Origin of the sequence: Capilliphycus salinus ALCB114379 (assembly GCF_047276495.1) — a bacterium.
GTDB lineage: Bacteria > Cyanobacteriota > Cyanobacteriia > Cyanobacteriales > Microcoleaceae > Capilliphycus > Capilliphycus salinus.
This window is the reverse complement of sequence record NZ_CP178543.1, coordinates 6,485,773-6,504,474: the sequence shown is the minus strand read 5'-3', so window position 1 is coordinate 6,504,474 and position 18,702 is coordinate 6,485,773. Positions and strand designations below refer to the sequence as shown.

Here is an 18,702-nt window from a genome sequence, read left to right as displayed (position 1 = left end):
GTATCTATCCCTGAAATAAGTTACATAAACCCGCCCCCAGATGGGTGTCGGGTGTCAGGTTTGTAGAGGCGGGTTCTGCAATGATGTATCTATCCCTGAAATAAGTTACATAAACCCGCCCCATCTTCGGGGTTCTCGGCAGTAAGGGCGGGTTCTGCAATTGTGTATCTATCCCTGAAATAAGTTACATAAAGCCGCCCCATCTCCGGGGATGTGGGCAGAAGGGGCGGGTTTACAGAGGTTATTGATAACAGAGATAGATCTAGGCGGAACCCGCCCCTACGCTCACTGGTGACTGGTGACTGATTTAACCGAATCCGTGTTCGGCGAGAAAATCGGGGGTAATTTCTTCTATTGTAGAAATAGGAGACATTTCCTCGAAAAGGGGAGAGGTGGAGGGGTGGGGGGTACTTCTGAGGAATTTGGCAACATATTTCCCCAGGATGTCGGCTTCGAGATTGACCCAACTGCCGGGTTTGAGGTACTTTAGATTGGTTTCGTCGTAGGTGTGAGGAATTACGGCAACCCCAAACCAGTTTCCTTCGCGATCGCAGTTGGAAATGGTGAGACTGATGCCGTTGATGGCGATGCTACCCTTGGGGACAATATAAGGGGCGATTTGTTGATACCATAGGTTTAGGCCTTCTGGGGGGGCGGTGAACTGCATTTCCCAGGAACTCGCGGTTTGAATTGAAGACTGCAAGCATCCAATCCCATCAACGTGACCTGTTACGAAGTGTCCGCCCAACTTGCTACCTGCACGCAGGGAGGTTTCGAGGTTAAAATAGCCGTTGAGATCTTGTCCGAATGTTGTCCGACGCAGGGTTTCTGGAGAGGCTGTGGCTACAAATCCCCCTTCTACGATTTCAACAACTGTCAGACAGACCCCGTTAACTGCCACACTGTCACCAATGGCTAAATCTTCTAAGATTGAATCAGTTTGACCGGAGACGCAGGAGATTTGGAACTGTTCGTCTGTTAGTGGCCGAATCATCCCTAAGGCTTGAATTAATCCTGTGAACATGGCATTTTTTCAGTAGGGGATCAATGTTAAGTGAACAAAGCTGAATTCGCGTATGACTCGAAAGCTGAGTTTGACTTTTGAGGGGTCAAACAAAAATCGATTGTTGATTTCAGGGAATTTCAAGGCATACTGGAATGCAGGATGTTCTTTCTACGGGTTTGATCACTCGTTTGCCTAAAGTATTTTATCGAGGCTGAGTCGATGATTGAAATGAAAGTCGCCGGAATCGCGCTAGATGCCGCTACTCGCAGTCCTATCGTTCTTTTGAGGGATGCTTCAGAGCGGCGGGCCTTACCTATTTTTATAGGTCAGGATCAAGCTCGATCGATAATCGGCGCATTGGAAAACCATAAACCCCCTAGACCTTTGACTCACGATCTGTTCGTGAATTTAATGGATTCTTGGGAAATGACTTTGGAACGGATTGTGATCCACTCCCTGCAAGATAATACCTTTTATGCGGTCTTGATTGTGCGTCAAGGAGACATCAAAAAGGAAATTGATGCTCGTCCAAGCGATGCGATCGCTCTGGCTTTACGCACCGATAGCCCAATTTGGGTAATGGAGGAAGTGGTTGCGGATGCTTCAATTCCGGTCGATCGCGAGGCGGATGAGGCCGAACGTCGGGCTTTCCGGGAGTTTGTCTCCAATCTGAGTCCGCAAGATCTGATCAAACGCTCCGATTTTCGCAAAAAAGATGAGGCCCAATAGTCGGGGTTTACAGTGGCGGAGGGTTTGATTAAGAAAAATTTGGCTCTTTTTCCCCTATCTCACATCTGAAATTTAAAATGCGTTATCGGCGCTTTGGTCAAACCGGGCTACGCCTTTCTGTGCTTTCGCTTGGGACAATGCGATACCTGGCGTCGGCCGAAATTGCGTTTAAAACAGTGCAGCAGGCAGTATCCAAAGGGATTAATCATTTTGAGACGGCAAGCGGGTATGGGCAGAGTGAACGGTTTTTGGGTGCTGCATTGTTAGCCGGGTTGCCGGTTTCGCGATCGCAACTTTACATCACATCAAAATTTACCCCGTCTGCCGATCCGAGCGAGATGGAACGGGGGGTTGATCAGTCCTTGGAACGGCTAAATCTCGATTATCTCGATTGTTTAGCCCTTCACGGGATTAATACCTGGGAACATCTCGACCAGGCGATCGCGGGTATGTCTGGGGTGCAGAAGGCTCTTGAGGATGGGCGAGTCAGACACGTTGGTTTTTCGACACACGCCCCCCTAGAGGTGATTCTCGCTGCTATTAATACACATTTGTTTGAATTTGTCAACCTGCATTATTACTATTTTTTTCGGCGCAATGCAGCGGCGATTGAGTTAGCCAGTCAAAACGATATGGGGATATTTATTATTTCCCCGGCAGATAAGGGCGGACAGCTTTATACCCCTCCCCCCCATTTAGAACGGTTGTGTCGGCCTTTTTCTCCTCTGATGCTGAATTATCGCTTTTTGTTGAGCGATCGCCGGATTACGACGTTAAGCGTGGGGGCGGCGAACCCGGAGGAGTTGTCCCGGCCTTTGATGGTGGCGGATCGGGATGGGGAGTTAACGGAGGAGGAGAAAGGGGTTTTAGACCGTTTGGAGGCGACTCAGGGACAGGTGTTGGGAAATGAACGCTGTAGCCAGTGTTACGAGTGTTTGCCCTGTCCCGAGGGGATTAATATCCCGGAAGTGTTGCGGTTGCGAAATTTGGCCGTTGCTTACGAGATGACGGAGTTTGGAAAGTATCGGTATCGAATGTTTGAAAATGCGGGTCATTGGTTCCCCGGTCGCAAGGGAAACCGCTGTACCGACTGTGGGGACTGTTTACCCCGTTGTCCAGAAAAGTTGGATATTCCGACGCTGCTGAGGGATACTCACCAACGTTTACACGGGAAAGAAGGGCGACGGCTATGGGAATAAATGGGAAGAAAAAGGAGATGATCGGGATATGTTTCAACCTGTCTGTGAACTGACTCAAGTTAAAAGTTATCCGACTGTTATTGCAACCAATGGGGATGAAGCTGATATTTATTATCCCGATTTATCCCAACTGCCCAATCCTAATTTTAGCTGTCCGATGGCTTTGTTTTTACAAGGTTTTGAGGTTGATAAATTATATTATACTCTATTTTCGCGATTAATTGCCACTGCCGGATTTGTGGTTATTGTTCCCAATCATATCCCACCCGGTCGGACTTATCTCGCCCCAGAATTGACTCAAATTAAAGCGATTTTAGATTATTTTAAAAGTAACCCCAGTCAAGAAAATGATAAAATGCTAGACCGTTTGGACCGGGAAAAACTGGTTTTATTTGGTCATTCTTGCGGGGGAATTACCGGTTTAGAAGCGATTCGTTATTCAGAAACGGTTGAGGAGATTTCCCAGAAAAAATATATTAGACCTCCCGAGTTGGTTGCAGGGGTTTTTTATGGAACGAATCTTTTGAGAAAAGAAGCGGGAACGCTGACGATACAAAATTCAGGAATTCCCATCGCTTTAATTGCCGGTGAACTGGATAGTATTGTGTTACCCGAATTGACTCAAAGAACTTATAACAATATAGCCGATAGTCCGAAGGCTTTTATTCAAATTCAAGGCATAAATCATTATGGAATAACTGATGTTTCTCAGCCCAAAGATGGGCCGGAAGAACAGATTCAACCCCAAGTTAAACAAGCAGAATCGGTTAAAATCATTGCGGAGTGGAGCGGGTTGTTTTTACAGGCTTATGTTTTCAAGCAACAAGCTTCTTTAGATATTTTATCAAATAATCGCAATTTTTCCAACGAACAAGTCAGGGTGGTTTGTGAGGGATAATTCTCGGGGGTTTGACTAGAAAACCCGCTTTTTTTGAACGGGTGGGTTTTTTGGCGGAGATGAGTAGTATAATATCCCCTACATTCAAATTAACAATAACAGTGACCTTGGATAAAAATACAATCAAAATCGGATCGTTAGAATGGTTTTATCGAGAAGCCAAACCGGAAAAAACCGATAAATCTCCCATTTTGCTGTTACACGGGTTGGTTTCTCAGAGTTACAGTTGGGTGGTCTTGATGGAAGAATTAGCCGCCAAAGGGTATCGGGCGATCGCACCAGACTGGATCGGATCGGGGTTTTCTTGTAAAGCGGATAAACGGGATTTTTCCTATACTCCCGATGCGTTTTTGAAGGCGTTATCGGAGTTGATTGACGCTTTAGAACTTGAGAAATTTCATCTGGTTGTACAGGGTTTTTTGGGTTCGGTTGGTTTACAATATGCGTTAAAAAATCCCGATAAAATTGACCGTTTAATTGTGATTAATGCGCCCGTTTCTCCGACGGCTAAACTTCCCTGGAAAATCAAACAAATGGGTTTACCGTTTGTTGGGGATATGATGACGCAAGATCCGTTACTGGTGGATCGAACGTTGGAAGGGGGAAGCGGTTACGTGATCGAAGATAAAGATTTGGATGTTTATCGCAGTCCGTTTTTAAAAAGTTCTGCTTCGGGGCGATCGCTGTTGGCGACGATTAAAAATTTAAAGCTAAAAGAGGCGATGGCGGAAATTTCAACGGGGTTTAAAGCCTGGGAAAATCCGACTCAAATTATTTGGGGAGTCGCCGATCCTTGGTTGGGTGTTGAACAGGCGGAAGAATTTGCAAATTTGGTCAGAGGTTCGGAGTTGGTGAAGTTAGAAAAAGCCGGACATTATCCTCAAGATCATTGGCCGAAAGAAATTGGCGAATCGTTGTTATTGTTCTTGAGAAAACAAGCCGTTTAAAACTTAACGTTCAATCCCTCTCCTCACCCGAGAGGGACTCGCAATTTATTTTTTTATTTTATTTTTACGAGTCGATCAAATTTCAAGATCGAGAAAAAAGTCTTATAATTAAATCGGGTTGTCATTGAAAATTATACTTTGTTGAATAACGGGATGTTTTACCAAATGAATTAATTTCGAGTTGATCACAGATAGGGAGACGATAACCAATGGATAGCTCTGAGTTAGAAAGCTTACTTAAAGATTTAGAATCAGATCGGGTAGAGCGTAAAGCTTCAGTATCAAAAGACAGAGGAAAACTTCGGGAAACGATTTGTGCTTTTGCCAACGATCTCCCAAACCATCAGAAACCGGGGATACTTTTTATTGGAGTCAATGATGATGGCAGTTGTGCTAATCTTAGCATCACAGATGAAATTTTAACAACTCTTTCTGATATGCGATCGGATGGGAATATACTTCCTTTCCCAACAATAACAGTTCAAAAAATGACTCTAGGAGGGTGTGAATTAGCGGTGGTGATTGTACAACCATCCGATGCTCCTCCTGTCCGATATAACGGACGAGTTTGTGACAGAATTGGGCCGCGCCGAGCTACAGCCACAGCCGAAGAAGAACGTCGCCTTTCAGAAAAACGACGTTCTAAAGATTTACCATTTGATATTCAAAGTTTACCTTCTGCGAGCTTAAACGATCTGGATTTAAAACTGTTTGAACAAGAATACTTACCCGCCAGTATACCTTTCAGTATCTTAGAAGAAAATCAAAGAACGTCCGAGCAGAAACTTGCATCAGTTCGATTTATTAATAGTGTCGATCCTCCCCTTCAACCGACTAATTTAGGAATTTTAGTAATCGGTATAGAACCTCGGCAATTCATTCCGGGAGCCTACATTCAATTTTTGCGGATTGAAGGAACAGAATTAACCGATCCGATCAAAGATCAAAAAGAGATTACCGGATCAATTTCTCAACTGTTGAGACACTTAGATGAAACGCTACAAGCTCATATCTCTGTTGCTTCTGATATTACGAGCCAAGCTTTAGAGATCAAACAACCCGATTACCCATTAGTTGCTTTACAACAGCTTGCTAGAAATGCGGTTTTACATAGAACTTACGAAGGAACCTATGCACCTGTAAGAATTAATTGGTTTAGCGATCGCATTGAAATTCAAAATCCGGGAGGACCTTTTGGACAAGTAAACCGTCAAAACTTTGGTCAACCGGGAGTAACTGATTACCGCAATCCCAATTTAGCAGAAGCTTTAAAAAACTTGGGGTATGTGCAGAGATTTGGCATGGGAATTCAAATCGCACGCAAAGAACTTCAAAAAAATGGAAATCCGCTTCCGGAGTTTATGGTAGAAGACACTTACGTTTTAGTTATGATTAGGAGACGCTGATGACTGTTCCTGTAATTGCTTTTTTTAATAATAAAGGAGGTGTAGGCAAGACTTCTCTTGTCTATCATTTAGCTTGGATGTATTCAAATATGGGATTGCGAGTTGTTGCGGCGGATCTAGATCCCCAAGCGAACCTTACCGCAGCTTTTCTGGATGAAGATCGATTAGAAGAAATCTGGGAAGGGGACTATCGGCCAAACACCGTATTTCGTTGTGTTCAGCCTTTAATTCGCGGTATTGGTGATATTGACGCACCCGAAATTGAATTAATTGAAGACAATTTAGCATTATTGGTTGGAGATTTGTTATTGTCCGGATTTGAAGATGATCTTTCCTCGGAGTGGCCCGGATGTATGGATCGCAAAGAGCGTTCATTTCGAGTTATTTCTGCTTTTTGGAGACTTGTACAGAAGGCGGCAGAAATTCATCAAGCCGAGCTAATCTTAGCAGATTTGGGGCCGAATTTGGGTGCAATTAATCGTGCAGCTTTGATCGCAGCAAATTATGTAGTTGTACCGCTCTCACCGGATTTATTTTCATTGCAAGGCTTAAAAAATCTCGGCCCGACTTTAGGACGTTGGCGAGAAGAGTGGAAAGAAAGATTGGGGAAAAATCCGGCTCCGGACTTGCGACTTCCCCAAGGTCAGATGCAACCGATTGGATATGTAATTCTACAACATTCAGTTCGCTTAGACCGTCCTGTAAAGGCTTATCAACGATGGATTGGACGAATTCCGAATGTTTATCGAACAGCCGTTTTAAATGAGCCTGAAAATTATCAATTAGTTCCATCCAACGATCCCAATTGTTTGGCGTTATTAAAACATTATCAAAGCTTGATGCCTCTTGCACAGGAAGCTCATAAACCAATGTTTCATTTAAAACCTGCCGATGGTGCGATTGGCGCTCACATTAAAGCCGTGCAAAGTGCATATGGAGATTTTCAAAAATTAGCCGATGAAATTGATAACCATGTAAAGAATACCGTTGGAATTCGTTAATTTTTTGAGCTTGCTTTCACTCTTTTATCTATCCCCAGACATTCAAGCTTGAACGTGAGGAAAATTGTCTTGATTTTTGGGGGTGTTGGGTTCAGCAAATCGGGAACCGCCATCGTTTTGAACGGGAGGTTGCGGCTTGAAAAATCGACAAATCATTGCGTCTTCAATGGTCGGCGAACTCCTTATAGAATTTACCTGACTAAACACACCATAACTCATCATTCCAGTTACAAATAATAGGTTGATAATACTCTTAAATCTCATCACATCACCCCGGTACTCTACTATTTACTCAGAGGAAACCGGACAATTTTATGCAAATCTCGTTTTTTGTGTGACAGTTATTCCTCTGGACTGCGGTTCGGTTGGTTAGGTAATAATGATAGAGTATAAAAAATAAAATTGTCTGAAAATTCCCCTTCGCCTTTTAGGAGAGGGGCTGAGATTATTTAGATGAATTTTTTATTATATAGCAGTTTTCAGTTCTGTGAGGTACAACACCGATTGGGTAGAAACCCGGTTTCTAGCAGAAACCGGGTTTATGGTTTGTACCTCATACGAGCGTCATTGAGATTGATTTTTTATTATAATAACTTCCGAAGTAATTGATCAATTTGTTGTTGGGTTTGCTGGAGTTGAAAGTTTTCATTGGCTTTTTTATAAGCTTCTGTCGCCACATTTGCAGCCAATTCTGGGTTTTGATAGCAACTATTAATCACGTTAGCAAGTTCTTCCGAGTTTCCGGGGGTGACAAGCCAACCCGTTTTTCCGGGGTTAACTAATTCCACCACACCCCCCGCAGCAGACGCCACAATGGGAGTTTTACACAGCATTGCTTCAATGATAACCCGTCCAAAAGGTTCGGGAGAGGTGGAGGTATGAGCAACTAAATTACAGGCGCTCATTAAGGGTACAATATCCGAACGAAATCCTAAAAATTTGACTCGGTTTTTGAGTCCTAAATTATCGACTTGTTTGTGGAGTTGTTCGACGTATTCTTTCTCTCCAAACAGTGCATCTCCGACTAAAAGAGCGATAACATTTTCAGGACATTCGGTTAAGGCTTCTAATAAAATATGTTGTCCTTTCCAGGGCGATAATCGGCTAAAATGTCCGACTACAAATTTATCTTCTAGTTCTAGTTGTTGTTTAATGGTATTAACTTCTGAAGTTTCCGCTTGATAGTTTTCGGGTTGAAAACCATTGTAAACAACTTGGGTAATTTCTAATCGTCCTCCCGATTGCAGAAATGCGGTGCGAGTCGCTTCAGAATTGGCAATTACTAAAGATGCAAAACGGTTTGCTAATGTAACTGCAACCCGGCGATTTGTTTTACTAAAATGATCGGCGTTGAGAATATCTCGTAAGTGGTAAACTAACGGACGGCGACCGATAAAACTCGCCAAAGCGCCAACAACTAACGCTTTTTGAGTATTTGCATAGATCATATCATATTTTTTGGCAATTTTAGCAACGTTTAAAATTAGGGGTGTAATTGAAGTAAAACTGCCCAAACTTTTTAACATTCCGCTATCTTTTTTAACGTTAATAGATTTATTGGTGAGTATTTTTACGGGGATTTTTTTTTGTTCGAGTAACTGGCGAAAAGCCCCATCTGCAAATAAACCTACCAAGCAGTTTTCACGGTAGGAATCAGCTACATCAGCCAAAGAAAGTTCAGCACCGCCTAATTTACCGCTTTGATCTAAAAATAGAATTTTCATGTCCTCTCACTGGATCAATTCAGCTAATCTGATTAATAATATTTTAAACGGTTTCTCCAGAATACACATTCTTTTTGTTGTTCAGAAAGAGAATTACAAAGGGTTGATAATGGTTTGGGTGATAAAGATGATTTACAGTAATAGGGATGTTTGGGAATTCTAGAGGTGTAGTCAAAAAATAGTGTTAGTCGATCTGAGGTTATTGGTTTTTTACCTCGATGAAACAAACAAGCTGGATCGATGTGCAACCCGATTATCTCACACTCAGAAGGATTTGTCGAACTTTTTGGGCAATATCCAGCCAGTTAAAATGAGTGGTAGCATAGTCTCGACAAGCATCACGGGAGGGTAAAGAAATCTCACCTTGTAGGATAGTTTGCAGTTTAGATGTAATTGTTTCTACTGTTATTGAATCTGTGATTAATTCTGGGGTAAATTTTCCTAAAATTTCCGGCATTCCCCCGACTGGTGTACATAAAACGGGTGTTCCACTGGCGAGAGATTCGAGTAATATTAATCCAAATCCTTCTAAAGATTGAGAGGGAACAACGGTTAAATCGGCAGCTTGGTAAGCGATGGGTAATTGTTCATCGGGTAAGTAACCGAGGAATTTAACATGATTATTGAGTTCTAATTCGGTGGCTTGTTGTTCTAATTGTTCTCGTAAAATTCCTTTACCTGCTATGGCTAACCAAACGTCAGGATAACTCGATTTTAGATTGGCTAAGGCTTGCAATAAGGGGCTAATTCCCATGCGATGAACGAGGCGGCGAGGGGTAAATAAAATCAAGCGATCTTGTGGGAAATTAAGCTGTTCCCGGGCTGGTTTGCGGGATAAATTCCCTTGAAAGCGCTGGGTATCGACTCCGCCAGGAATGATATTGATTTTATTCCAAGGAATGTGATAGTTTTGATTTAAAATATCGCCGAAAGCCTTACTCAGAACAATAAAGCGATCGCAACGTTGATAAACTTGTTGTTCCATCCAATATTTAGCCCAAACTCCCAGTTTTTTCGCGCCTTCCCGTTGGCTTTCTAATGCCCAAGGACCATGAAACGTAAAGGTTACAGGTACATCTTTTGGTAGGTTAGAAATTAGCGGTAAACTATAGAGTGAAAAATGCAGGTTGATGGCATCCGGTTGAGTTAAATATCGGTTGTTGAAGTTTTGACGGGTTAACCACAGTCGTTGGAATAGTGAACAATTAGGTTCGGCTAAATTAGTGAGTTTTAGGGAAGAATTGGGTTCAACGGTTGGAAGTCCAACGCCGCATAATTCAATGTTATCTCCTTGGGCGGCGAGTTGATGAGTGAGTTCATAAACGTAGCGGTTTAGTCCACCTGGCATTGTGGGAAACCAACCATTCCCAACACATAAAATCGATGAAGAAGATGTAGAATTGACCGGAGGATTCATATTTGATTTAATATTGATGGTAACTCGAAAAATTTCATTCCCATAGTAAGCAGGCCAATGGCTGACCTGCTGTAGATTTTACATTACGTCCACGCGCTTAAATCCACAGAGGCTTGGCTAATAGGCCATTGTTCACCTCCAATTCGTACTAGCGACGTGATTTCATCTCGCGAATTGTCCAAATTTAACACCAGGGAAGCACCGGATGGGAATTCAAAATCAAAACCATCTTGGAATCCCTGCAAAACAGTTAATCCAAACTCAATTCGAGAGGGGTCGGTATTGTTCAAAGTATCATTGGGTTCGAGTTCCACCGGTTCGACTTGAATCGCGGCCTGATCGGAGACAATTGATCCTCGATAACGATTACCATCTGCATCTCCGGTTGCCCGTAAATGCCAAGTGTTTCCAACCCCTTGCCAGAGAAATAATCCAGAATCAGTGAGTGGATCGTAATCCGGTTCCCCAAGGGGACTTAGCTGAGGCTGTTGGGGTTCGGTCACTTGCAGAATCTGGTTGGCGGGTATATTTTCTAAGCGTTGCTCGATGCCACTGGGCCACTCAATCAGGATTTCATCAATGGTTTGATTATCCCCTAACCCGAAATGTAAACGTTGATGGTTCTGGGAACGACGATGAATTCCTCCATTTTGCTCTTGAAGTTGGGTCACACCGTTGCTCGTGACCAACACTCTTGCTCCGATCCCATCTCGATTGGATTGAGTTCCCACCAAGTCAAGTAAAAGCCAGGAGTTATCATTCCCCGCGTTTTGGAACAGTTGATCGGGGCCGTCATCGGCTAACACACCCGGAAATAGGGCATTGGTCACAAATAAGTCTAAGAATCCGTCGAGGTTGTAATCTGCGGTTGCTACGGAGTCACCAATTCCAAGAGCAGTTCCACTGGCTCCTCCCGCATCGGGAACGGGTACGAAGGTGGCATTCCCCTGGTTTTCCAATAGCACATTGGCAATATTGCCTGATGGTCTGGTCGAGACCAAGTAAACATCAATATCCTGATCGTTGTCAAAGTCTCCGGTGGTAACGTTTCTACCCACAATCGAAATGCTGTCTAGCCCCGCTTCCTGACTTTGATCCTCAAACCCGTTTCTGGTGTTGATCAACAGGATATCGTCTAGGGGTTCGGGTTCTGGATCAAATCCCAAAGCGGTCAGATTTGAAATGGCTTCTTCCCCGTCAATCCGAACTCGCAGTTGTCCCCGATTGGGTTGAGAGTAGAGTACCTGCCAGCGTTGTTGTTCAAGATCGTAGCCGATATAAATTCCTTCTTCCTCGCCCGGAATATGGGAAAAAATACCCTGGACGTTGGGATCATCGGGAGACAGGGTAAACTGAAAACCGTCTGGGTTCATCCCGGTTGACCCAATGTAAATATCTTGCCGCGAATCTACATCTCCAGAGCGAAAGGTAAAGGTGAGATTTCCTGCTGTGTTGAATTGGAAACCATCTTCTTCTGCTTCGGGGTTCAAACTCGCTTTTACGCCCCGTTCACTAAACTGAGTTAGTCCCACGCCCCCCAAACCCGATCGGGTAAGATAAATATCGAGAAGCCGATCGTTATTAAAATCAGCAAAAGCAATATCTTCTACTGCCCGCAGTCCTGAAAAAATCGGATCGCTAACCGGCTGAAATGGTTCCTCTAGTGGGTTTTCTCCAATTTCAAATACCGTGACTCGACCCCGACGACTGGTAAACAGTTCCGGACGACCATCACCAAACAGGTCAGCAATCATGCTGAAATCGCTGTCGTTAACCTCGAACTCAACTGTCTCACCGACATCTTCAAATCCGGTTTCTGTTTGCCGAAAAATAGTGGGAGGAGCTTGACCGTCAGGACGAGCGGGTGAAGAGGTAATCAAGTCCAATTTACCATCATTATCGATATCAAACCATAAGGGTGTACGCGATCGCGACAAAGGATAGTCCACCCCTTGTTCTTCAGCTTGATCGCTGAGTAGACCCTCTGTTTGTCCCTCAATTCCACTTTCAACCAAAGAATTTATAAACAGAAAATTGGCTTCACTCCCCACCCCTTCTCCCGCCCCAACAAACTGGATTAAATCTGAGTCCCCATCATTATCAAAATCAGCCCAGGCAGCACTATGAGTATCCGTCGAAGGTTTGAGGTTGTCTTGAAACACCTCTGAAGCGATATCTGTAAATGTGCCATCCCCCTGGTTGAGATAGAGACTGATTGGATCAAAGTGATTACTGACCCATAAATCAGGTAAGGTATCCTGATTCACATCTCCCCAGGAAGCTCCAAAACTGATGCCATTGACAAATTGAATTCCAGCCGAGTTGGTTGTTTCTATAAAGCTAATCATGGTTTAGTATTGCTTAATAAATTAGTTTAGCTTTTGTTTATCCGCGCCCGGATTATAGCCTTTATACTGTAAATCAAAAAGTTATATAAATCAACTAATCCAGATCGAAACTTTCTCGACTATAAATTTGTAATGCCACATCTTCAGTTATTTCAAAAATTGCTTTCTTTTCCTCGGGGGCTAGAGATTGACGGCGAACTTTAAAGATGTCTGCGCTGTTTCTATTAAAATCTTGAACCTGACCTTTTCTTGCCTCGGCAGATTGATTTCCCTGAGTTAACTTTATGATTTTATTTTCTACGGATTTAGACCAAGGTAAATTGAGCTTTTCATACAGATTTTTAAAAGTGTAGATTGGATTTTTACTCAGTTCTTCATGGGTAATGAGTTGCCAGTTTTGATACTTACTCGCTTGTGCAAACAATACTTTATAGGTTGCCCGCCAATAGGCTGCTGCTGCTAATACGGGATCGGAGAATTCTTTCTGTATAAAGTCAAAATCATCTGAAAAGTAATCTTCAATTAAGTGCGGTTGATCGTTAATCTCGCCCAAATGGGGCCACCAGTTGACACGTTTTAGGCTTGCTATAAACGATAGGGGATGTTTGACGATAATAACGGGTTTTACTCCAAACTGAAGATCAAGATATTCGGTGAGAAGATTTCCAATGGGATCTTTAATAATTGCTGTGGTATGGAAGGGATTTAATTTGGCAAAACGAAGATAAAAAGGCCCCCGACTTCCAATCGCTTGTTTGATAATTCTTTTGCTCCAAGGATCGGTTTGAGGAATTTTATTTCGGAGCGTGAACTCATAGCTAAAAATCGTTTTTGTGAGTTCGTGGAATTGTTGCATTTCTGGTGTGTCTAAACTCGCTCTGATGTAGGGATACCAGCGATTCATTCCCGGAAGTCCACATTGGGGATTAAATGGCTCGTGAATATAGTCTACTTCCAATGGTAAACTGAGTATTGTTCCGACAAATGTTGTGCCACTGCGAATGATTCCGGTGACAAAAATCCAGTTTTTAATGCGGTCGGGAGCGATTGTAATCATATCAATCTTAAAACATTCAATAAGAGATTTTGACGGGTTTAATTTTTAACGATTGATTAACTCAATAATCAAAGGATGATCGAAAACTTCTATCTCTAAAAGTTGAGGGCGATCGTAAGTTTCTATTGGTTGAATAGAGACAAGGGGCTGATAGGTTTTTGCTTGCTTGAGCGACTTATTCAGGGTTAATGTTAATTTTTGAGGTTGAATCTCAATATTTTTTTTAGTAACCTGATCGAAACTGAGAACTTCTTGCCACAGAATCAAGTAGAGTTTACCATCTTTTTTCTGTAAAAGAGTATGATGAATATTTTCAGTGTTTCCGGTGATTGTATACTCAAGAGTCTGAAGTGAAATAGGCTGAGGAACTTTTTGGGAAGTTTCTTGAAGTATCGCAATCATATTTTTTAGGGCTATAAAGTCGGGTTTACGAGAACCATCATTTCGCAACAAACCATAATTCCAGTTGGGTTTTTTGGCTTCAACATCCGGTTTTAAATCGATCAGTTCATAAGTATATGCTCGTTTTATCCCCCGATTAAAATACTCCAAAAATAGCCGAATTAGATATTTACTGGCAGCTTGTTCAGATACTCCGGGCTGATGGTTTAAATCAGTCTTTGTGACCAGATTATGATAACCGCATTCGGTAGCAATAATCGAGCGATTCCCGGCAATAACTTGAGCTTGCGGAATCCATTTACTCTCTAATTGGCGAGTGGGTTGTTTACCCCCAGCGTAACTGTGCATATTACCAAAATCACAGGGCAATTCGCCCAGTTGTTCGGAATTATAAGGACGTCCTACAGAGGGACAAATAATATCAATCTGAGTTGTAGCTGGATCGGTCTTTAAGATTGTATATAGTTCTTTTTGAAACTGTTTTACTCCTTGGGGAAAACTCTTTCCCCGATACTGTAGAGATGAATTCAAATCCCACTCGTTTGGCCCTTCGACGCCTTCAACAGCGTTCCTGACTTCCTTGACAATTTTTAAGGCTTCTTCAGGATTTTCGATGCGTCTAGGGTCCATAACAAGGGTTGACTTAATTCCGAATTCAGCTAACTCTTTAGTTCGCTCCAAACTGGTTTTACTTTTTAAAGAAAATCCTCCTCGAATATGTCTAATTCCCAACTCTTGTAATCGGGGTTTGATAATATCTTCATAGTTTTGATGATAAGCAGTATCTGTATAATTAAGATGCACAGCAACTCCAATAGAGTCTATAAAAGAATCCGCACTTGCCGCTTTTTCCATATAGGTTGAATGAGAAGGTTTTAACAACAGAGTAAATAGACCCCAGAAAATCAAAGCTCCTGAAATCAAAAGCAGCAGATACTTGAATCGTTTATTTTTAAGAATTAAATGAGTCATTTTACCTTGGATTTTAGATGGATTTATCGATGGGATAAAGTAATTATTTTTTGTGGGTCAAGAATAGTTTTGAGAAAGATAGTATTTTCGTCCGGCGATTCCGATCCCTAAAAATCCCCATAAAATAGTGCCACTGCTTCCCAACATAAAAGTTCCTAAAATTAATTGAGCAAGCATTCCCAAAGAGATGGCTCTAGCGGTTGCCAAAAATGGATCGAGTTGGCACTCTTTTCCCAGGAATAAACTCAGAGTCAAAAAAAGCATTCCACTCATGTACAAACAGGTACCGAACCAACCCAAACTAAATAACATTGCTAAAATAGCACTGTCAAACTGAGGGCTTCCTAAACCTTCTCCAAACCAACTTGATAGTGCTGAACCCAGAAGATTTTGATAAGTTTCTGCTCTGGCTTGAGCGCTAACATCATTTTCAACGTTTGAAAGGGTTTCAAAGCGAGAAGTGATTTGCTCAGAAAAAGGCTCTATCAGGGTGAGGGGAATCACACAAGTAGCGATGATGACAACTGTTACAATTAGGCGAATTTTAAACTGTGTTTTCAGAGAAAGGGCTAGAAGAAAAAAACCAATTATCCATCCTCCCCAAGCCGAACGCACCCGAGATAGAAAAAATGAAAGATAACCCATTGCTGAAGCCGGGATATACAAAACGCCTGTTGTATTAAACAGTAACAGTAGACCTGCCATCATCACCATTCCAAATGGAGCCGGAGCATTCATTGTACTCCACACCCGAATTTCTAATGGAAAAGGTCGGCCAGCACTATTAATATCAGCGTTAATTAACCACAGTCGATCCCACTCAGGAGCAACGAGATACTGAAAAATTCCATAGGCGCCTAGAACTAAAACTGCCCACAGAAAAGTTCGCTGAATAATTTTACGATAATGGGGATAATCTTGCCAATTAACAAAGAAGTGAAAACTGATGAGTAACGGAGCTAGCCACTCTAATAGTGCAATTCCAACTCGAACAGGAGAGCGATAAATAAGTCCTACCAAAAAACCATAGAATACACCCAGAAAAGATAGGAGAAAAGCCAACCCTCCGCGACGATAAATAGTGGGTAAATATTGCCAAACATTAACCAGAGTAACTGCTGTCACCAGATAGGGAGCGAGTAGAAGAGGACTGGGATCTGTAAAACTACTCTTGTAATCCGCTAAACGTCTAACAAGAGGAGTAAGAAACCACATCCACCACATGAAACTTAGATAAAGAAAGGGATAGCGAAAATAAAGAAACACCCCAACGGCTAAAGAGCCGGCAGGAAAGACTAAGTTAAGAATTTTACCTACACCTGCTAGAATGAATAGAGCTGATAGGAAAACAAATCCTAAGAGAACTAACCAAGCTAAAGTTGGGCGAAATAGTTCGGTAGTATGCGGTGTAGCTGAGTTATTCATCAGAAATTTAATGACTTTAATTGTTTTCGATGTTGTAAAACTTGATCGTAGAGGGATAGTCTGCGTTCAGCAATACTTTTCCAGCTATATTTTTGAGCGGTTTTATGGGCATTTCGACGCAGTTTTTCTAGATAAGGTCTGTCCGTAATTAATCGCTCTAAAGCTTGCTGAATTGCTTGAGTATCACGTGCGGGAACAACAATGCTATCATTGCCATCACTGACAATCTCTAAAGGCCCGGGAGTGGCAGTTGTAACGGGCGCTAAACCACAAGCCATTGCTTCAATTAAAGCTTTGCCAAATCCTTCGGAAGTCGGGGGAAAAAGTTTAATATGATAGCCTTTTAAAAGGTTAGGTAAGGTTTCATGGCGATAACGGGGAATCACTTTAACGCGATCGCGTACACCCGGATCAAAATCGGCATAAACTTGTTCTACATTAGGACACATTAGACATTCTGTACCGAAAAAACTCATTTCGACTTGAGGATAGCGAGCTAAAATTTGGTTCAGCGCTGGTACACTATAGTGAATTCCTTTACGAGGAATATAGGTACTAATTTGAGCAATCCGAATTTTCGTATTTTCTCCTTCCGGTATGGGTTCAAGGGGTAGATCAAGAAATTCTTCTGGTATTCCGTTCGGAAAAATATGAATTTTTTCTGAAGGTATATTCAGTTGCTCGATAGCGTATTTCTTTTCCTCCTGATTGAGCAAAAAAACCAAATCAGCACAGCGCAAAGATGCGGCGACTTCCCAAAGTTGAATGCTCCCTCTGTACAGTCCATATTTCCAACTTAAATTTTGTTTTCCTTGCCGAACATTTTCTAAAATATCGAGGTGTTCAAGATGTTGTAAAGCATGACTACGAGTGACTAACAAAGGAGGTTTTTTTGTGAAGTTTTTGATAATTTTTCCCCAAAACCAAGCATCTCCTGTAGAAGCATCTACGACATCTATATCCATAGCTTGCTTACGAGAAGAGGTGAGCAGTTCAGATGCCACGAATTCAGGAAAGACTATTCTCTTAAGAGGACGAGGTAGCCAGTTAGGAAGATCATCAAAGGAATAGTATCGAACCTCATGTCCTAATTTTTGATATTCCTGTCCGAGTTTAAAAGTGCTTCCTGCCGATCCTGAATCAGGATTAAAAACCTCGTGAATTGTTAATAGTATTTTCATCTTTTTAAATTAAATACATTAGATACTTTGATTGCATGAAAACTCAATTATTAGTTGATCGAATTTGAGGTTCTCCACAGAGCAATTTCAGTCTTTCATATACTCCTCTATAATGAACTAAAATAATCAATAAAAACACTTTTATTTTCTGGGATTGATTCTTGACTCTTCGATCTAAATAACTTTTTTTATACGCATAAATTAATGGGGGTTTGCACTTATATAAAAGCTTAAAAAAATCTTTGTATAATGATTGTTGTGTTTGATTAGAGTTAAGCTTTTCAAGTTGATAAAACCCACCTCTAACACGAGCTACTTTTTTATACAGTTGAGCCAAAGAGTCTCTAGCTGGATGAGCAACACAACAGTCTTCAGCGTATTCTATTGGATAACCTAGAGAATATGCTCGTTTTCCCCATTCCGAATCTCCTCCAGATTTGAGTTGCTGATTAAATAGTCCAACTTGATCAAAGACCTTTTTAAAGGTGAATAAGTTAGCTGTTGCGGCAAAATGTGCTTCTTCTGCAATTTTTTTCTGCTGTAAGTTCGTGATACTATCATATAGCTCTACTGCCGTTGGATTTTGGGAATTTTTAAAGAAAATTTCGATGTTTCCAGCTATTATTCCAGGTTTTTCTAGAGATAATAAATGTTTCACACCTGTCTCAATCCAGTCCTCTTTCGGTATACAATCGGCATCGGTAAAGGCGAGAATTTCTCCCCGAGCAACTGAAATCCCTTTGTTGCGAGCGGCATAGGAACCCGGACAATTTTCAAATGTTAACCGAGCCTGAACGAATTGACTGACAACATCTTTAACATTTTCTTCGGAAGCATTATCAACAACGATGACTTCATATTTATTTTGCGGATAAGTTTGTTTTTCTAAAGCTTGTAAGCATTGTTTTAAACGTTTAGTATCGTTGTAAACTGGAATAATTACTGAAACAAAATCTTCCTCAAACTTATTCATAGATACTCCTCTAAAAA

Annotated in this window: 16 protein-coding genes; 6 read left to right on the top strand and 10 right to left on the bottom strand. The window is 41.9% G+C overall.

The genetic code is table 11. The features are described 5' to 3' along the window. Positions 1-307 precede the first annotated feature (307 nt). Positions 308-1,024 (bottom strand): riboflavin synthase, encoded by a 717-nt coding sequence (gene ribE, locus ACL6C3_RS26190; protein WP_413162553.1) that lies wholly within the window; start codon positions 1,022-1,024, stop codon positions 308-310. Between the two features lie 201 nt (positions 1,025-1,225). Between ribE and ACL6C3_RS26185 the strand changes: the two genes are divergently transcribed. The 6 genes from ACL6C3_RS26185 to ACL6C3_RS26160 all read left to right on the top strand — a co-directional run bounded on the left by ACL6C3_RS26185 (position 1,226) and on the right by ACL6C3_RS26160 (position 7,186). After that, positions 1,226-1,735: a bifunctional nuclease family protein gene (locus ACL6C3_RS26185; RefSeq protein ID WP_413162551.1), complete on the top strand. Its 510-nt coding sequence runs from the start codon at positions 1,226-1,228 to the stop codon at positions 1,733-1,735. Between the two features lie 77 nt (positions 1,736-1,812). Next, a complete protein-coding gene (locus tag ACL6C3_RS26180) occupies positions 1,813-2,934 on the top strand; it encodes an aldo/keto reductase (RefSeq protein WP_413162550.1) in 1,122 nt (373 codons plus the stop codon). 28 nt (positions 2,935-2,962) lie between these two features. Beyond that, complete coding sequence (locus tag ACL6C3_RS26175) at positions 2,963-3,832, top strand: chlorophyllase/cutinase-like alpha/beta fold protein (RefSeq protein ID WP_413162549.1); 870 nt, start codon at positions 2,963-2,965, stop codon at positions 3,830-3,832. Between the two features lie 101 nt (positions 3,833-3,933). Beyond that, positions 3,934-4,779 carry an alpha/beta fold hydrolase gene (locus ACL6C3_RS26170; protein ID WP_413162548.1) on the top strand — a complete coding sequence of 282 codons (846 nt, stop codon included), beginning with the start codon at positions 3,934-3,936 and terminating at the stop codon, positions 4,777-4,779. Positions 4,780-4,988: 209 nt separating this feature from the next. After that, positions 4,989-6,185 carry an ATP-binding protein gene (locus ACL6C3_RS26165; RefSeq protein ID WP_413162547.1) on the top strand — a complete coding sequence of 399 codons (1,197 nt, stop codon included), beginning with the start codon at positions 4,989-4,991 and terminating at the stop codon, positions 6,183-6,185. Beyond that, on the top strand, positions 6,185-7,186 hold the full coding sequence (locus ACL6C3_RS26160) for a ParA family protein (protein ID WP_413162546.1): 1,002 nt from the start codon (positions 6,185-6,187) through the stop codon (positions 7,184-7,186). The genes ACL6C3_RS26165 and ACL6C3_RS26160 overlap by 1 nt, the downstream gene beginning before the upstream one ends. A gap of 42 nt (positions 7,187-7,228) precedes the next feature. Here ACL6C3_RS26160 and ACL6C3_RS26155 read toward each other — a convergent pair whose 3' ends face one another. From ACL6C3_RS26155 to ACL6C3_RS26115, 9 genes are all read right to left on the bottom strand, one after another. Further along, positions 7,229-7,408 carry a hypothetical protein gene (locus tag ACL6C3_RS26155; protein WP_413162545.1) on the bottom strand — a complete coding sequence of 60 codons (180 nt, stop codon included), beginning with the start codon at positions 7,406-7,408 and terminating at the stop codon, positions 7,229-7,231. A 362-nt stretch (positions 7,409-7,770) separates the two neighbouring features. Continuing rightward, positions 7,771-8,910: a glycosyltransferase gene (locus ACL6C3_RS26150; RefSeq protein ID WP_413162543.1), complete on the bottom strand. Its 1,140-nt coding sequence runs from the start codon at positions 8,908-8,910 to the stop codon at positions 7,771-7,773. 253 nt (positions 8,911-9,163) lie between these two features. Further along, positions 9,164-10,327: a glycosyltransferase family 4 protein gene (locus ACL6C3_RS26145; RefSeq protein ID WP_413162541.1), complete on the bottom strand. Its 1,164-nt coding sequence runs from the start codon at positions 10,325-10,327 to the stop codon at positions 9,164-9,166. Between the two features lie 83 nt (positions 10,328-10,410). Beyond that, complete coding sequence (locus ACL6C3_RS26140) at positions 10,411-12,675, bottom strand: CRTAC1 family protein (RefSeq protein WP_413162540.1); 2,265 nt, start codon at positions 12,673-12,675, stop codon at positions 10,411-10,413. Between the two features lie 94 nt (positions 12,676-12,769). After that, entirely contained in the window at positions 12,770-13,732 is a 963-nt protein-coding gene (locus tag ACL6C3_RS26135; RefSeq protein ID WP_413162539.1) for a hypothetical protein, read from the bottom strand. Positions 13,733-13,777: 45 nt separating this feature from the next. Then, complete coding sequence (locus ACL6C3_RS26130; protein WP_413162537.1) at positions 13,778-14,989, bottom strand: hypothetical protein; 1,212 nt, start codon at positions 14,987-14,989, stop codon at positions 13,778-13,780. A 174-nt stretch (positions 14,990-15,163) separates the two neighbouring features. Beyond that, positions 15,164-16,531: an O-antigen ligase domain-containing protein gene (locus tag ACL6C3_RS26125; protein ID WP_413162536.1), complete on the bottom strand. Its 1,368-nt coding sequence runs from the start codon at positions 16,529-16,531 to the stop codon at positions 15,164-15,166. Continuing rightward, on the bottom strand, positions 16,531-17,712 hold the full coding sequence (locus tag ACL6C3_RS26120; RefSeq protein ID WP_413162534.1) for a glycosyltransferase family 4 protein: 1,182 nt from the start codon (positions 17,710-17,712) through the stop codon (positions 16,531-16,533). Before ACL6C3_RS26120 ends, ACL6C3_RS26125 begins: the two co-directional genes overlap by 1 nt. 43 nt (positions 17,713-17,755) lie before the next feature. Next, positions 17,756-18,685: a glycosyltransferase gene (locus ACL6C3_RS26115; protein WP_413162533.1), complete on the bottom strand. Its 930-nt coding sequence runs from the start codon at positions 18,683-18,685 to the stop codon at positions 17,756-17,758. Between the last annotated feature and the right edge of the window lie 17 nt (positions 18,686-18,702).

Bases quoted from the DNA above. Each gene is read 5' to 3' on its own strand.
- ribE (WP_413162553.1), bottom strand. From the start codon at position 1,024: ATGTTCACAGGATTAATTCAAGCCTTAGGGATGATTCGGCCACTAACA.
- ACL6C3_RS26185 (WP_413162551.1), top strand. From the start codon at position 1,226: ATGATTGAAATGAAAGTCGCCGGAATCGCGCTAGATGCCGCTACTCGC.
- ACL6C3_RS26180 (WP_413162550.1), top strand. From the start codon at position 1,813: ATGCGTTATCGGCGCTTTGGTCAAACCGGGCTACGCCTTTCTGTGCTT.
- ACL6C3_RS26175 (WP_413162549.1), top strand. From the start codon at position 2,963: ATGTTTCAACCTGTCTGTGAACTGACTCAAGTTAAAAGTTATCCGACT.
- ACL6C3_RS26165 (WP_413162547.1), top strand. From the start codon at position 4,989: ATGGATAGCTCTGAGTTAGAAAGCTTACTTAAAGATTTAGAATCAGAT.
- ACL6C3_RS26160 (WP_413162546.1), top strand. From the start codon at position 6,185: ATGACTGTTCCTGTAATTGCTTTTTTTAATAATAAAGGAGGTGTAGGC.
- ACL6C3_RS26155 (WP_413162545.1), bottom strand. From the start codon at position 7,408: ATGATGAGTTATGGTGTGTTTAGTCAGGTAAATTCTATAAGGAGTTCG.
- ACL6C3_RS26150 (WP_413162543.1), bottom strand. From the start codon at position 8,910: ATGAAAATTCTATTTTTAGATCAAAGCGGTAAATTAGGCGGTGCTGAA.
- ACL6C3_RS26145 (WP_413162541.1), bottom strand. From the start codon at position 10,327: ATGAATCCTCCGGTCAATTCTACATCTTCTTCATCGATTTTATGTGTT.
- ACL6C3_RS26140 (WP_413162540.1), bottom strand. From the start codon at position 12,675: ATGATTAGCTTTATAGAAACAACCAACTCGGCTGGAATTCAATTTGTC.
- ACL6C3_RS26135 (WP_413162539.1), bottom strand. From the start codon at position 13,732: ATGATTACAATCGCTCCCGACCGCATTAAAAACTGGATTTTTGTCACC.
- ACL6C3_RS26130 (WP_413162537.1), bottom strand. From the start codon at position 14,989: ATGGAAAAAGCGGCAAGTGCGGATTCTTTTATAGACTCTATTGGAGTT.
- ACL6C3_RS26125 (WP_413162536.1), bottom strand. From the start codon at position 16,531: ATGAATAACTCAGCTACACCGCATACTACCGAACTATTTCGCCCAACT.
- ACL6C3_RS26120 (WP_413162534.1), bottom strand. From the start codon at position 17,712: ATGAAAATACTATTAACAATTCACGAGGTTTTTAATCCTGATTCAGGA.
- ACL6C3_RS26115 (WP_413162533.1), bottom strand. From the start codon at position 18,685: ATGAATAAGTTTGAGGAAGATTTTGTTTCAGTAATTATTCCAGTTTAC.